We start from the raw sequence: 16,220 nt of genomic DNA, 5'->3' as shown, positions 1-16,220 counted from the left end.
CCATCCTCTTATTCATTAATTTGGAAAAGAAAGAGTAACTCTTAATGCTCGAGTTACTCTACTTTCATCAAAAATCAAACTTCTTTGTTTTCATAACTCTAAATCCAATTAGAGTCATAATCAGAATGAAGCTTAAAACGAGTAATAACGAGTGGTAAGAACCGATATTCCCACTAGTTTGTGGTAATCGCTCGCTTGCACCAGAAGCACTGTTACTTCCAGATTTATTCGTGTTTGGCAGATTGCCCTTAGTTGGATCATCCTTCGGATCATCTGGCGTAACCACACTGGATTTCGGATAGAGGTACACGTCATTCAGTGCTTCTCCCGTTCGTTGTGGTAAAGGCAATTCCAGAATAACGGGTTCCATGGTTTCTTTTAGAAGTTCATGTTCCTTTTCTACAACACGATACGTTCCTTGAGCCAAATTTGTGACTTGAGCCAAGCCCGCATCATCGGTAGTCACTGTCGTAGTAAAGGCAGATTCACCAATAACAGGTTCAAAATCAGTCGTCCCTTGAACAGGAGAGACACGGGTAATCTCATAGGAAATCCCTTTTAGAGGATCTAGAGATTTCCCATTACTATCCTTGATTTCTCCCGCCTTCGTTCCGTCTAACGGCAATTGATTTTCCACGATCGTTGGATCTTCCAACCGATACTTCACGATTGAAATGGAATACCCTTCAGTCGTTGCTTTTTCTGCTTGAGCCGTGCTTCCAAAAGAACCACATGTCCCAAAAATCAAGAGAAAGATAAATCCTAGTTTGATAAACTTGTTCATTTACCTTCCCCCTTTCTTCTTAGGTGTGCGATAGTACCAAAGCATATAGCCAAATCCGAAGATTAATGCGCCGCTTGCCGTCAATAAAATCGCAAGTAGTGGGCCATTTCCACCAGTAAATGGTAGGTCCGCCTTCTTGTCATTCTCTTGATAAACCTTCACCGTTTGGTTTCCTTCCGTGATCGTGACTTTGATCGGATTTTTGATCAATTCATAGCCACTTGGCGCTTTGGTCTCGATCAAGGTGTGTTCCCCTGGGAACAGCTTCACAAAATTCAGATACCCACTACCATCTGTTGTTTCAGTCGCAAAAGGTGTACTTGCATCCCCTTCATAAACTTCAAATTCAGCACCACTTAATGGTGTGCCTGTTGCTTTTTCAGCTTCACTTAATTTTCCATCTCCGTTAGCATCGGTCGCCGTCCCTGTTGCATATTTAAATAGACGAATCGTTGATGGACGAACCAAACCGAGATTGACATCGGTCACATGATGTTTCGCGTCCGTTGCACCTAAACCAGCAACGTCACTCAAACTTGGTTGTTCATACTTCGGTGTTTGATAGGAATCCTTGTCTGCTTTTGAGTTCTTTGTTGGATCCGATCCTACCAGCTGCTTCGTGACCCTTACTTCCCGTTGAACGACCTTATCACCGATAATAAACTCCGCGATATAATCCCCCTCTGGTAAATTCTCAAAGAGATACTTCCCATTCGCATCGGTTTTCACTAACGAATCGCCAGATGCATCAATAAATTTCTCACCTGTTAGACTTTCCTCCACTAACTCTTTCTTATAGGAAGGAACTTCAAGACTGGTGCGATACAATTTGACCGGAATATCTTTGGCAAACGCTTCTGCCGCACCAGAGGCAACGTTGCCGATCAAGCCATCATTGCTGTCGTCATACCATGCCACACCGGATAGATCACGCCCATAGACCCGAACACCACTTGGGACCCCTTGAACAAACTTGTTCAAATGGGAATTCAGGGATGGTGCATTAATATATTTATCCCCTGCTTTTTGACCGGATGGTCGTAAAGTCAGAGAGATCGACATGTCTTTTCCTTGTTCCAATTCATCATAGACAGCCATGATTGCCCTAGCATTTTTCAATACCGTCATGTCGGAGCCTAATTTATACCAGCCAGAACTCAGAACCACCGCATTGGGATCCATATCCGCTGCAACAAAATTATTCGTATACCAGATCGTTCCCTGAACACTTCCCGGTAGCTGTTCCACTTGAGTCAATGAATAACTTCCATTAAAGTTCGTACCACGTTGATCCCCCATGTACGGCAATACATCCAGTACACGAACATTCTGCATCGGTATCACAGAATGATTCTTGAAGGCAACCGTGTACGTAAAGTCTGTCGGATGGGTATCCGAAGGCTTCGCCGGATCAATTTCGTTTCCACTTTCAATATGAGGCTTGTCCACGACTTTATCCACGACGATTACACCGGAATTGGTCACCGTAAAATCAGTCGTACTCGTTCTAAGTTGCTCTATAGAAGTATCCTTAATAGAAGGATCTTCTTCTAACCAGACCTCTGCGATTACTTTCCCAGTCATATCCGCCACATTGTTCACAAAATTCAACGCAGAAGAAATGATCGACGTATCAAACGTGACCTTAGGATTATAGGTACTACCTTCAGCCATATAGTCCAACACCCACTTCAACGTATGTGTACCATCGCCATTTGGAATAATTACTGGGTCTGGTAAGGGATTTCCCTCATGGTCTTTAGCCGACCCATCTGTATATTGTGTTTCCTTTGGAATCGTGACTTCATATTGAACCTTGTGATTATTCTCTGAACCACTCTCAACTTTTCCATCCACTGTCCATTTCACAGTCTCGTCTGGGGCATAGGTTTTCTTATCCGTTGAAATTGTAGGGCGAATGGTCATTCCAGCAATATATAAAGTATCCCAACTTAACCCAGACGGATAATGGGTGGAAACTAACTTTCCGTCGTCATCATATTTACTGGGTGTATATTTTACTTCTGACGTCCCTGGAGAATACTTAGTTTGTTCATTTTTATCAGTAAAATGAAACGCATTCGTGATACCTATGTTACTATTTCCTTCACTGTCTTTATCCGTAGAACCAGTTGCCTTTAACGGAGCCATAACAGCAATTCCGTTATACCCGTCAATGGCGAGAATATCATACGTCATTTTTACAGCAGAAATGACACCCGCTGTTTTGGCTTCCGCAACAGTTGAATACCAAGTATACGCCGCTTCGATTTGTGCTTGAGTTCGCAAATTGTCATCAGGGATTTTCGCACCAACACCATAGTAAAATTGTTTAGCTTTTGTTGAATTTGCTGCTCTAGATGTAGCTTGCTTTCCATCCTCAAATTCTAGACTATTCGCATTCCATCGACCATAAATCACTCCATTCGTAACCTCTGGATCAGTTGAAGTTTGAAAAAACTGTCCATAAATTGAATTCCCTTGCGTCGTTACACCGTCTCCGTTACTTCGATAGTCAGATTGAAGAGAACCAAGAGGCTGATTTTTACTATCTAAGAAAGTAGCAAAAGCTCTCATATCCCCCGGCCAATGTCGGTCCCAGGAAACTACCACTTTACTGTCTACTTCTTGAGACTGTCCTTCATATGTTACTTCAGAAACTGATAACGTATAATCTAGTTTACTAGACGTCCCCACCTGTTTCTCCAAGTATTCATAAGGAAAAGCGACTTGCATGGCCGCCACAGAAAACGGTTCTGTATTGCTTGGCATAGTAGCGCCATTAAAGAACCATTTATTCTTTCCAACACTAATTGGTGCATAGTCATCATTAGAAATTTTAATTGAATGATCTGATGAAACGTTTTCTACAGTTGGATTACCTGTATCGTATATACCTATCAAATTACTGTAGGATTGAGTAGGAGGATAGGTATTTCTTGTATATCCATATGGAGCTACAGTTCCTTGCAATGAAACTGGTTGATAAGAAGATACATAGGATGAGTACTCCGTTGTAAATTTCCTATTAGGCATAGAAACACCACTAAACCCATCGTATGCAATCACTTCCACAGGATCAGTTTCCGTTCCAATAACTAGTTCTTTAGTTGTGGCCCCTCCGGTGTATACTACTTTTTGATCGAGTTTGTATTCAATCCCTCCAACAGGATAAGTACAACCTTTGATAGAAGTAATATCTGTCCGTCCAGGAAGTGGTTTTAATTGAACATATGCTGCTACAGGAGTAACCAGACGATATGGTTTATCATCTGTCCCTGACACTTTTTCAAAAGTACTATTCTTACCAGCGTTTCGCGTTAACTTCACATCCACCAAAGGCTTCGCACTGACATAAACCGTATCATCTAAATAGGAAACAACACTCCCATCGATCACTTGATCAATGGTTTCTGTACTACCATTACTTAATTCGGCACTCTCAATCGTTACTGTAAATTTCGGATTCAATTCATCCCCGTTTACACCACCAAAGGTTTCCATCGTTTCAGTAAAGTACGCTTGTCCAGTAGCTTTGCTTAAGGTTACCCAGCTACTCCGGGTAGATTTCTTTGTCCCATCACCGGTGTCAGTCATTGTACCGTTCGAAATTTCTGCCGTTTGTCTAATCTGACCGGAAGAATCTTTTCGCCATGCATCAGATAACTCAGTATCTAGTCGAATACGAAGCGAGGCGTATTTTTCATCGATATTTGAGATTCCAAGCATGACACGATAGCTCACCTGATCAAAGGTTCGAACAATATCATCATCTGCACTATTGTCATAGCCAGGTTCCTTTTTCGTATCAAAAGGAGCCAGACCCGTCGTTTTCCCTACATCGACATCTACCTTGAATGGCGTCGTAGTACTGATTGCTTTCGGATCAATGGCTGCTTTGGCCGTTGCGGCATCTTTGGCAGGTTCCTCTTCGCTCTCACTTTTCGCTGGCTCTTCAGTTTCTGTTGCTGCAGGCGGTTCTTCTGCCTTGTCTGTATCTACAGGCGCTGCGGCAGGTTGTTCTTGTTCGACTGCTTTTAACTCTTCTGTTGATTTAAATACGACCATGGATTGCTTTTTCGTCGTATCCTTCAACGACCGAAGCTCAACCATTTTTTCTTTCGTCGTCAGACGAGTGATCCGAACTTTTTGGACCTGGTCTTTCTCTAATTCAAAGTAGAAGTTACCTTTTTTATCATCCTTGCGAACTTGATAGTAAGGTAAACGCTTCTCTGCTTCACTCGTTATTACTTCTGTGGTTTCTGTTGTTGCATCCTCTTCTTTTGTTTTTTTACTCTCACTTGATTGTTCTGTCTTCAAACGGTCTTCAAAGAGTTTTAAGGCTTGACTCTTTTTAAAATCAGAAGCCTCCAATTGAGGATGCGCGATTTCTTGTCCTTCTTCATCTAAAGGAACAATAGAAACGGTGTCATCATACGATAACTCAAAAATATCTGTATCTTTTGCCTTAAAAGCGAGCTCGACAGTTTCTTTATCAGTTTCTAAAGAATCATTGGGAACTGCTTTATTTTCCACTGTTACACTGACTAACGAGTCTGGTGCTGATGCTTTTAGTGCTTTTCCATGGTAATAGAAGAAAAGAACTCCTATTATCAACACGACAGGAAGAAGGAGGGGGACCATGCGTTTTAATTGAATCGGTTTTGTCATCGTCTTCCTTTCCTTTCCATTGCCTTCTTAAGAGACAATCTATCAGCCGTTAAACATATATTTTGTCTAACAGATTGATACGAAGGATGTCTTTTTCAGACAATCCTTCGTAAGCAGTTTGCAATACAACGTATGTCATGCGCTAGTTATCGCTTACGCTTGACGACGTTTTTTTTCAATCGCCATCGTCGCTGTACCAATTGTAATGGCTCCTAAAGCAATCACAATCATCAATGTTGTACCCACGCCCCCAGTAAATGGCAGGTCCGTTTTCTTCTTGTTGACTACGGTTAGTTCTACAGCTGCATCATCTGCCGTATCCAAAGTTACCGTTACTTTTTGGGGATCTTTAATCAATTCATAGCCAGAAGGTGCTTTCGTTTCCACTACCCAATAATCTTTTTTGATGTTCGCTTTAGGCCATGTTGCTTCAACTGGATTCGTCGGATCTTGTTTCCCATCCCCATCATCATCAGTAAACCAATCCAATGCTAATCCATTGAATTCTGCTTTTCCGTTAAGAGAAGTTGCTTTTAGGTAAGTAACGCCGCTCGGTAATGCCGGTGTACTTGTCCCATCATCATTTAATGTATAAGAATTGCCATCAGAGGCTAAGTATTTCTTCGCATTCGCATCTGCTTCACTGGTCGCAATATGGAACTCCGCGCCATCCAACGCTGTTGACCCTTCATCTGTCTTTTCAATGTCAAATCCACCATCAAAGTACTCTGGATTCTCTTCACTTTCTTCTGTAACTGGGTCTTGTCCAGGAAGCAAGTATTCGATGCCATATTTATTGGCGATTGTACCGTTAAAGTCTTTGTCCGTCGTTACTTTGTACACAACTTGCAAGTGTGTGTCCTCATCAACAGTCACTTTTTTCATCCCAGCTTGCGTTAAACTAACAACGACTTCTTTTTTAGCACCCAACGTTAAATCTTCTACTTTATTTGGTGCAGTAATCTTCGTGCCACCTAGTGTCACTTCATATTCTGTCCCATTGGTTAATTTGACAGGATCACCATTTTTGTCTAACACGTAAACTTCCACATCTTGTAATTTCAGTCTTTCATCGATGCTATCGCTTACTCGGAAGTAGTTGGCAAATAAATCAAATGGCAAGTCGCCCGCTCCAATCACCAAATCCTTGATCGTACCATCTGCCGGATCCAACCAATTAGTAATCGTCATTTCTTTATCGATCTCACTGTACAGCCCTGATGGAAGTTTCGTTGTTGCTTCCCATTGGAAATCATTTCCCGCTTTGATTGAGTAGCCTTTTCCATCTTCGATCGTTTTGTCTAGTTCTGTATCCGTCACGATATTCTTCGGATACACATGGACATCATAAATCAATTTGCCAGTGTCATCTCGTTTTGTTTGTGGCAAGTGAACAAAGAATGGATCCATTGGTTTGTTGATCTTCTTCGTATCGCCGTTTTCATCTGTATACGTATAATCACCAGACACAGAATCTTTGATTTCTCGAACTAAGTAAATCCCATCCGCTGTTTTACCTGTGCCTACGTCAAAGGTCAATTTACCGTCAGCATCAGTTTTGCCAGTCAATTTTGTGAATGTTGCATCGACTTCCCAATCTGTACCTTCGACTTGTTTTAACGGGTCCGTCAAGGACGCGTTTCCTTTGGGCTTCACTCGGATAATTTCAAAGTTCACGTCTTTCATCAATTTCTTTCCATTAAGATCAGGTGCTTTACTTGGATCGGGATTGATTCCGTCTCCACGATCGCCTAATTCAGATGAACTGTTGATTTCATATTTCCAAATCGTGATCGAACGGTCAGATGTGTTGTCAGAAACCGCATTTGAACCAATATTTTGATCTACTGCAAAGGCAACATCCATCGTTCCTGCTCCCGCTGCACCCAAGACTGTTAATACACCCAACGTCATTGCTGCTTTACTTATCCATTTTCTTTTGCTCTTCATAATTATCTCCCTTGCTTTTTTTTGTTTTTTACTCCTAAATTAGCTAAAATAAAGAATTAGAAAGAAGGATTATCGATTTCCTAATTGCTTATTTTTTCCAATACATTCCAATACACAAATGGAGAACATCTCCTTCCAGTTCTATATTGGAAATTAATGAAAAACTAGTATGTCTGTCCTTCGATAAACATACCTCCTTTCAAAAGCTTGATATAAGTTCATCATTTTTGTTAAAACCTCTAGTTTTTAATAGATCTATACACTATTTTCTTCTTAGTCTTATAAAAAACTAGAAACACACCCCCACTCCCTTTGAATAGGGCTTTATCCTCCTTCCTTGACGATGAATGACGGCTTATCATAGAATGCTTAGAATTATCAATTTATTTTGGCAAAAAAAAATGAATAAACCGAAGGGTTCCTGCTGGGAGGTTCATTTACAGTTATAAGTAAGCGCTTTCTTGGTTTTTGAAAAAAGAATACCCCAAAAAGAGAGACTATTTTTTTTAAAATTTTACAAAATACTTTTTCTTAGAAAACTGTCCAATTCGTTAATTACTGAAAACCGTTGTTCTAGCATCGCGTCCACATAGGTATCCAACGTCATCTGTGTAGAGGCATGACCAAGAAGAGCACTCACAGAGGAAATGTCTTCTTTTATTTCTAAACAGCGAGTCGCAAATGTATGCCGCAATTGATGAAAATGGATATGGAGAAGCTCCGCTTTTTCACGAATCCGGTGAAAATGATAGGTAAGTAGTCGCGGTTCACATGGTTGACCATTGGTGGAAAAGACAAAGTGGCCTTTTGATTGCTTCCGATGCATCAGTAATAGTTTCTTCAATGTCTTACTCATAGGAATTATCCGCCCAGAAGCTTCCGTTTTTGAGTCTGCTAAAATCAATTGTGTTTTTTTAATCGGACTATTGGTTGGAATTCTTTGGTACGTGTGAACTACATGAATCAAGTTGGCATCAAAATCAATATCTGCCCATTTAAGCGCCGCAATTTCACCTATTCGCATGCCTGAATAGAGAGCGAGCAGCGAAGGGACCCCATAGCCCTTCTTCTCATTCAGTGCAATAGCCATCACTTTCTTTTGTTCCATGCGGGTCAAGGCCCGTACTTTGGTTTGTTTCGCCTTTGGAATTCTCAACTCTAAAAAGGGATTCGAATGAATCTTCCCTGTTTTCTTAGCGTGATTCAAACATTTATTCAATATTCTGAAAACCACTTGAATGGTTGAACAGGATAAAGTCTCCTGCAGTCTTTTTAAAAGAATTTTTCCTGAGTCAATCGACAATTCATTTAAACTAACTTCTCCAATCATCGGAAAAACATATTTTGTTAACTTATAACGGTAACTGGAAAGTGTTGATGACTTGACCTCGTCCTGAACTTCATCAAGCCATCTCTCGGTCCATTTTTCAAAAGATACCACTGAGGAACCTTGAATTTTTTGCAGGGATTGATAATGAATTCGAAGCGGATAAATTCTTTGCCTTACTTCCGTATAACTCTTCCCATAGACATATCCATACTTGATTTGTCCACTCGCTTTTCTCCCTTTCGGGAATCGCCCTTCCCAACGACCATCTTTCCGAAGATAAATATTTTCACCTTTGCGCATACGATCATTCCTCCTATTTTTTGACGGCGTAACTGACGGTGTATATTTTTTGTCCTATATAATCTTTTAATTGAAAAGCTAGGGATAGGAGTATGTCTATTCTCCTATCTTCACTTTTACTATTGAAAAATAATTATTTTCATAATTCGTATTGCCTATTAATAATAGATAATATATAATTGCTTTATGAATTATTTTCGATATGTCATATATTAGTTATTTTATTTTTGACGTATCCTGTTTGTTTCTAGTTTTTTATAAAACTATGAAAAAAACTCTTAAATCATTATATTTTTACAACAAATATTTTATGGAATACTAGGAGATCAAATAATTAATAATGAGAATTCGAATTATTAATAGATAGACGTAGAATCGAACTATGGCAAAAGAATTTCCTTACAAGCAAATAGAAAAAGCAAAATCACCCTTCTTAAGTTGAAGAGTGATTTTTTGTCGTCATATATTCATTAGAAAAACGCCAATTAAATCCAAAAATGACAAGCTTCATATAAACTTCCATTGAGAATTGTTTATACGATTGCTCCCTACATCAGCGACCATATACATAAAAAAAGTCTTGAATGATTTCACGGATATGTTATATTTTTAATATCGATTGGTAGCACCAAGAGATAATTGAAGTTTTTTGACCATGGCTGACTATGCCTGATAGTCAGTCTTTTTTTTTGTATTTGACAAGACAGACAACTGAAATACGGAAAAAAACGTTCGTTTCATGTACTAACATTTTTGTTTTAGATCAGACACCTTTGTTGGTCTTTTTCATACGATTATTTTTCCATGATCGATCTGATAACTGTATATCTCAATCTTATGATTGTTCCAGCAGAAGATCCTTTTATTCTTGTGTAACAACAAGATCGTAAACAATGTTTTCGTACTCATTGGAGGCTTTCTGTTCTGGCGAAAAAAAATAAGGTTTCCATCATCATCAGGCTTTGCTGCAGTCAATGGAACTAGTTTTCCACCTAATTGCGTATAAATGCCTATGTACTCTTCATGAAATGGATTCTCAGTTAATCTATTTAACATTTCACCCGCCTTCATTTCAAACCTTCTTCCATTGGTAGCTACTTGAATCAAATTCTAGCATGATTTTAGCCTTTCCAACAACTACAGATTTACTCACTATGAGGTACCGACAGGGGCTCAAACACTGATTGAAAACGTGAGAATAAAAAAAAAAGATACTCATTAGTGAAGCTGGTCGATTGCTGCAGCTAATAAAAACAAGTATCGTCTTTGTATGTGAATATTGCGGATTGATGGCTCACAAGTGCGTGAAATGATGATATCTAAATTGCATACAGTCAAAACAACTTAATTTCCAACAATAGTGCCCATTTTCATAGAAAATACTTTCCCGTATTCTTAACATTTCCAATAGTATGATCCGTTACCTCCTTGCGATCTTCCGATTACTTTATTACAATCACACTGAATATATGTTGGTGGCCAGGATAGAGCTTTGATGAACTCCTAAAATGGCACCATATTTGGTTCGAAGCATTCACGTCCGTTGATATTTTTAATCCCATTTTTTCATACTTAATACTTATTCCTGACAAAAAAACTCCAAGCATTGCTTTATTTGATCAAATAGAAGGAAATTACTATTTGAATATGATCAAAAACGGAGTGATAAAGTGAGATTTAAAAAAATTGTGATATTTTCAATTAGAGAATTTAACGATAACAAAGAGAAGGATGGTGTTCTACCACAAGATGGAATAGTTATTAATACCATGGTCAATGCCTCCACTTTCACTACCCATGTTTCAGTTGGTTATCCATAAACAATAGGCCCCTTCTGTAGTTCTAAGACTATAGACAAAGTCCATATCGGGGCTGATGTCTACAGTCTGTTTATGTGATTTTAAAAAATTTCTTTTCTTTTATCTTTTCAACTATGTTAATCTTCCTCGCGAATAATCGGAATTCGTTTATTCTTCATTGAATGTTTTGATTTCTTTATTTTTTGACGTTGCAATGCAAAAGTCATGTCAGTTGTTCGCTGAAAATAGCCCATCTCTTTGCTCCAACTCATTCCGCATTTGCAATGTTTTAATCCAATGAATTGTTGTTTCATAACTCTGTGACAATTAGTACATCGTCTTTTGGAATTATCATTTCTTTCCCCCATGGTGACTTCTCCTTCTAGTTTAATTATCTTTTATTTTTTACTTATTTCTATATCTGAGCATCTAGTTCTTAGAAATTGATAAGAGCGTATTTCGGTCTCCCCACCACAACAATGTTCTCTTAAATAAGAATATACCAAATACTCTGTCTCAAAAATCAGTTTTTCTTACTGCCTTCGATTCATAATCTAATATGTTTTCAATATACTTGAAGTTGGGGAGGAAGTCAGTCAATAGTTCAAAATTCAAGCTTCTATTTTTGTACAGATGCTAAATTATCCTGAACAGACAATTGCCACAATCTTTTTCGACCAAACAAACTTAATAATAACAGGGGCTCTTGTCACAAAAAAATTTCTTTAGAGCATTATTCTTTTCAGTCTCCAACATAACCACTTCCTAAGTTCTTTATCTTTGTCACTTTTTTCATATTCCTATCATAGGTAACTTTGAAAATATTCATACCAGAAATCCAATCCTCCCCATTCATTTTACTTTGGTGATAAGCTACAGCCAGACCTTCTATCTCATCCTGTTTCTCCACTTTCGGATAGACCTCTAAAGAAATCAACTTAGAGGTCATTCCATTGGCTTCCTGATAAGTATTTCTTTTCTGTCCAAAATACTCCTTTACTAACTCCTCAGATAAATAGTTCGTCACTTCCTCCTTGCAGTGTTTATAAGTTTCTGGCGTGAAGTTCAGATTTGCTTCATATAATTTCGTCACAGTAAGGACATACTCCCCAATTAGATCAGCATTCGTTGCCGTATCAGTTCTTTGTTTTTGTATTTTTTTTAATGTCTCTGATGAATTAGCCAATTGATTTTTCAATTGATCAACTTCAGAAGACAGTTCCTGTTCTTCCGATTTCACCTTTTTATTTTCCCTTTTTAGTATACTTGATGTTTCTCGTAACGAAACAATCGTTTGGTGCTGTTCCACATTCCAGTAGCTAATGCCAACAGTAATCACTAAAAGGGTCGCCAACACTATTGCTTGCTTTTTCATAAGCCTCCTCATTTCTTCGCTTCTTTTGCTAGATTTCCTATCCCTATTTGAATTTCATTTGTCTTTGCCACTTCATTGGTTAACACTACAATCGCATAGGGCTTGTCACTGAACACAATCCCGATATCATTCTCAACTCTTGGCAACTCACCCGTTTTGTTTGCTACAGGAACGTCTAGTTTACTTGGGATTTTTGTTTTTATTTGTTGCCGCTTCATGATTTCCAACATAGCTGAATACTTTGAATTGCCTTGATTCTCGTGAAGCCTTCTAAGAAACTTCATACAGTCTTGAAGAGAAGTATAATTCTCATTTCCTTGTGCCAACATTTTTCGTTGCAGTTTAGTACTGGAGTAGCCTTTTTCTGAAAAGAATTGATTCAATTCTTCCATCCCAACATGATCAATGAGTATATTGGTCGCCTCGTTATCACTTACCGTGATCATTCGTTCAATCAAATTTTGAACTGATTGCTCGCCTGCAGTTTCATCTATTCTTCCTTTGTCATAAAAATATTCCATGATAAATACTTTTATCACGGAGGCAGAGATCATTGGCTCATTGTTGTTATTCGATAGATATTTTTTATCATCAAAATAGAAAATACCGAAAGCTACTTTGCCTGCAGATTGATTCAGTTGGTCCAGCGCTTTAAAATTGCCTTTTTGTCCTTTGTTGCTGCTGCCTGCTGGTGCTCCCACTGCTCGTACAAAACAAATGTCTCCCGCCAATAGATAGCCAAAAGAGGTGTCTACTTGTCCTTCATGAACGGAATCAGCTCCATAGCCCCCCATTTCAATGATTTTCGTAGTATCCCCATGCCAGTTTTCAGCCAGAATTGCCGTATGCCCATCATTTCCGAACCCTGCGCCTAAATTGACCACAAGTATGTCACCAGCTTTTGCCTCACTTTCTGGTATTTCTTGAAGATATTGTTTTGCTCCTCGCGCATCAGAAGTCATAGTTGGAGTCGCCCATGCTACTTGTGGTGTCTTATAACCTGCTTTCGTAAGTACCAGCCAAACAAAACTTGAACAGTCTGCTTGTCCGCTCTTTTTTGGATTCATCGGATCGCCAAAAGAGGTTCTGTTTTCCTGAGAATAACTAAAGTATCCTAACAAGCTTTTTGCTACTTCAAGGATATCACCGCCATCACCAAGATTGGCTGTCGCACATTCCACTGCCAAATTTTCTAGTTGTCCCTTTGCCGCATTTTCCATTGCAACACTTGAGATTGGATTACTATTGCCGAATTTCGCAAACCATTTATCCGCTCTAGCATTCCGTTCCTCAGAATGCCATTGAGAAGAATCTTGGCTAAGTCCTTCAAACCATAACAACCATTGATGCTGAGCTTCATGAACATCATTCAAGCGTAGGGCCGCTTTCGCTTTTGCATAGTAAGGATTTTCCAGTTCTTGTTTTAAGAACTCTAATTGAAGTCCTAAGTTGGACATTTCTTTTCCTTTTTCAGCCGCAAATGCCCGTAGTGCTTCCTTGCGAGAACCTAACCATTGGGCTAACCCAAAGGCACCACTGGAAGAATTTTCAATCCCAGGATTAAATCCACCTGACTCAAAATCCATACATCCCATTGGTCCTGCAGCTCCTTGAGGTGTAGCATTCAGTTCATTTATAAAAAAATCATAGATCGCTTTTGCATTTTCTTCTGAGCCAGCATTGTCAATATCAACGGATACCATGCTAGGTCTATCCTGACAATAATTCTCTTCATCCACGCCCATGATATACATGCCTAGCATGAAAAAGAATCCAACAATCAATAGAGGGATCAAGCACCCTAAACAACCACATCCACATCCTCTGTTTTTCTTTGTCTCTTCCATCCCAGCCGTCCCTCCTACTAAATGAAAAAAGCCCTAGAGAGTCTTTTCTCTAGGACTGCAGATATTTTTATCTTTGTTGTGGGCTTCTTCCTTCTGGTAAAGTGAAGTCTCTACCCAATTGTGCATCAATTGTTTTTCTTGTTGTCTTGCTGCTAGTAGAATCGATTGATCCTTGATTCGTCCCAACGGATTCATTTGGGCTATCAATCATTTTTATGGTTCGATCCTGTTGTGATAATGCATTTACTTGTTTCAATGACTTCATCCTGTTTTGATTTGTGATCAATGCTCGTGATTGTTTCAATTGCGTTACTTGTTGAGTCAATGACTCATTCGCAACTAATCGAGGAATATTTTTTGCTAAAGGAATACTCTGTCCAATGTGTTTCATGGATGGTTGAGTGATAGAAAATTTCCGATCGTTCTCTCCTATTGCATTTCTACCTTGAAGAAGTCGATCAATAGGCAAAGAGGACGTCTGTAAGGGGATTTTTTTATTGATCTCTGCTGTTTTTTCATCTATTGGCTTAGCAGTTTTCCGTGGACGTAATGCTGCCACAGTCTGATGTATTGATGGTGACGGCATATTACTGACAAGCAACTTATCATCAAAGGGTAATTGTTTCCTGCGACCATCCGCAATCTCTAATGGTTTTTCTTTCGATTTTCTAGCAGGTGTAGCTTTTTCTTGCTTCGTCCGTTGATACAACTGACTGGCTGCCAAAATACCTGGATGGATCTTCCCAGCAATAGCTGTTCCTTTCAAAATAAGTTGCTCTGTCAACGCCTTGCCTCTACGAGTAGTTTGAGTGACTTCTCTTTTTGTATTTTGTGCTTTTGTTTTTGCTTTGGATAATATTCGATCCACTTGTCCTAAACCTAGATTCTCCAGAATGGCTTTTCGCTTTAGAAATACAATCAGTGAGACAAGCCCTCGAACAACCATATTGCCAATAAATCCTGCAACGGTATTCATCGGAATCAACTCATCAATACTATTGAAGACAAGAAAGGCCACTAGGATCAAGACACTATAAATCGATTTTTGAAAAAGAAAGCCAACAAACGTTTTGATCCCTCGAAAAATCAGATAGTCCATCCCAGGGAAAAAAGAGACAAGCAACATGAAAGCCAGTGCCAACAACATCAATAAGGCTCCTAATTGAAATAGAAAGCGCACCATCCCGATCATTAAAATCGGAATTCCTAATGAGACATTTAAGCTAGGACTCATGATCCCAACGATCATTTTATAAATGCTTTTCGTAGGTTGAATAAAGGCACGATAGGTTTCTTTTTGGTCATCCTCTTCTTTTGCGGCATCCGTAACGTCTATAGAAATAGTTTTTAAATCGTCACTTTTTATGTTTTCGGATAAAAATTCTGTGGGATCAATCCCTGCTTTGGCTAATTCATCAATATCTGTCGTGCCATAATTTAGCAATAAATAAGGTTCTACCACCGCTTTTTGATAATACATTTCTCGAATTTGCTTGATGGCGTCCTCACTCGTCGTAGCAACACTTAAATCATCAATGCCGTTTGTCGCTTCAAAAATCAAACCTTCGACTGCAGTAGAATAGGTGTTTAAATCCTTGGTCAACTTTTCCCCTTGACTAGCCACTGTCCCATTGCCAAACCATGGAATGGAGAATCCAACCACACATAAGAAACGAACCAATGTCTTTTTTGCTTGATTACCACTTTTACATACTTTCAAATAGAATATATAAACAACATACATACCTGTTAATCCTAAGCCAACAGCGTTGAATAGCTTATCGTAAATATTCTTGGAGAACTGAAAGAAGGTGTGAATGAGTCCATCCATTGCAGCACCTTTGTAGAGTTTTTCGATAACAAAATCAAAAACTTGCCAGACAATTTTATTGGAACTAAACATCATATTGGTAATCATTTGAATGAAGTCTGTCCCGTTCTTTCCAAACAGCATTTTCCCAAGCGAATACTCCGTATCACCAATGTAAGAGGAAAACGTATCTAGGTGGTACTTCCCAACCGTATAAAGATCATTCTTATCTGACTTTGCATAAACAGAAGCCGATAGAATCAACACGAAAAAAATGGAGAGTAAAACCAGATGGATCAAATATTTATTGCTTTTTTTCACAGCATCCCTCTTTCCTATTCTCAAGAAAAAAAG

Annotated in this window: 8 protein-coding genes; all 8 read right to left on the bottom strand. The window is 39.0% G+C overall.

What is annotated here, in order from left to right; all coding sequences use genetic code 11:
* Positions 1-67: 67 nt before the first annotated feature.
* Positions 68-784: a pilin N-terminal domain-containing protein gene (locus tag IGI52_RS18780; RefSeq protein WP_438782071.1), complete on the bottom strand. Its 717-nt coding sequence runs from the start codon at positions 782-784 to the stop codon at positions 68-70.
* Entirely contained in the window at positions 785-5,455 is a 4,671-nt protein-coding gene (locus tag IGI52_RS18775; protein ID WP_438782070.1) for a SpaA isopeptide-forming pilin-related protein, read from the bottom strand.
* Between the two features lie 153 nt (positions 5,456-5,608).
* Entirely contained in the window at positions 5,609-7,405 is a 1,797-nt protein-coding gene (locus tag IGI52_RS18770; RefSeq protein WP_438782069.1) for a SpaH/EbpB family LPXTG-anchored major pilin, read from the bottom strand.
* A gap of 514 nt (positions 7,406-7,919) precedes the next feature.
* Positions 7,920-9,035 carry a tyrosine-type recombinase/integrase gene (locus IGI52_RS18765; RefSeq protein WP_438782068.1) on the bottom strand — a complete coding sequence of 372 codons (1,116 nt, stop codon included), beginning with the start codon at positions 9,033-9,035 and terminating at the stop codon, positions 7,920-7,922.
* A gap of 786 nt (positions 9,036-9,821) precedes the next feature.
* A complete protein-coding gene (locus IGI52_RS18760) occupies positions 9,822-10,091 on the bottom strand; it encodes a hypothetical protein (RefSeq protein ID WP_438782067.1) in 270 nt (89 codons plus the stop codon).
* A gap of 1,485 nt (positions 10,092-11,576) precedes the next feature.
* Positions 11,577-12,209 carry a hypothetical protein gene (locus IGI52_RS18755; protein WP_438782066.1) on the bottom strand — a complete coding sequence of 211 codons (633 nt, stop codon included), beginning with the start codon at positions 12,207-12,209 and terminating at the stop codon, positions 11,577-11,579.
* 8 nt (positions 12,210-12,217) lie between these two features.
* Positions 12,218-14,056, bottom strand: coding sequence for a phage tail tip lysozyme (locus tag IGI52_RS18750; RefSeq protein WP_438782065.1), 1,839 nt, complete (start codon positions 14,054-14,056; stop codon positions 12,218-12,220).
* A gap of 67 nt (positions 14,057-14,123) precedes the next feature.
* A complete protein-coding gene (locus IGI52_RS18745) occupies positions 14,124-16,187 on the bottom strand; it encodes a CD3337/EF1877 family mobilome membrane protein (protein ID WP_438782064.1) in 2,064 nt (687 codons plus the stop codon).
* Between the last annotated feature and the right edge of the window lie 33 nt (positions 16,188-16,220).

Origin of the sequence: Enterococcus sp. DIV0187 (assembly GCF_051713785.1) — a bacterium.
Lineage (GTDB): Bacteria > Bacillota > Bacilli > Lactobacillales > Enterococcaceae > Enterococcus_A > Enterococcus_A avium.
The sequence above is the reverse complement of the archived record's forward strand: the minus strand, read 5'-3'. Positions and strand labels throughout refer to the sequence as shown.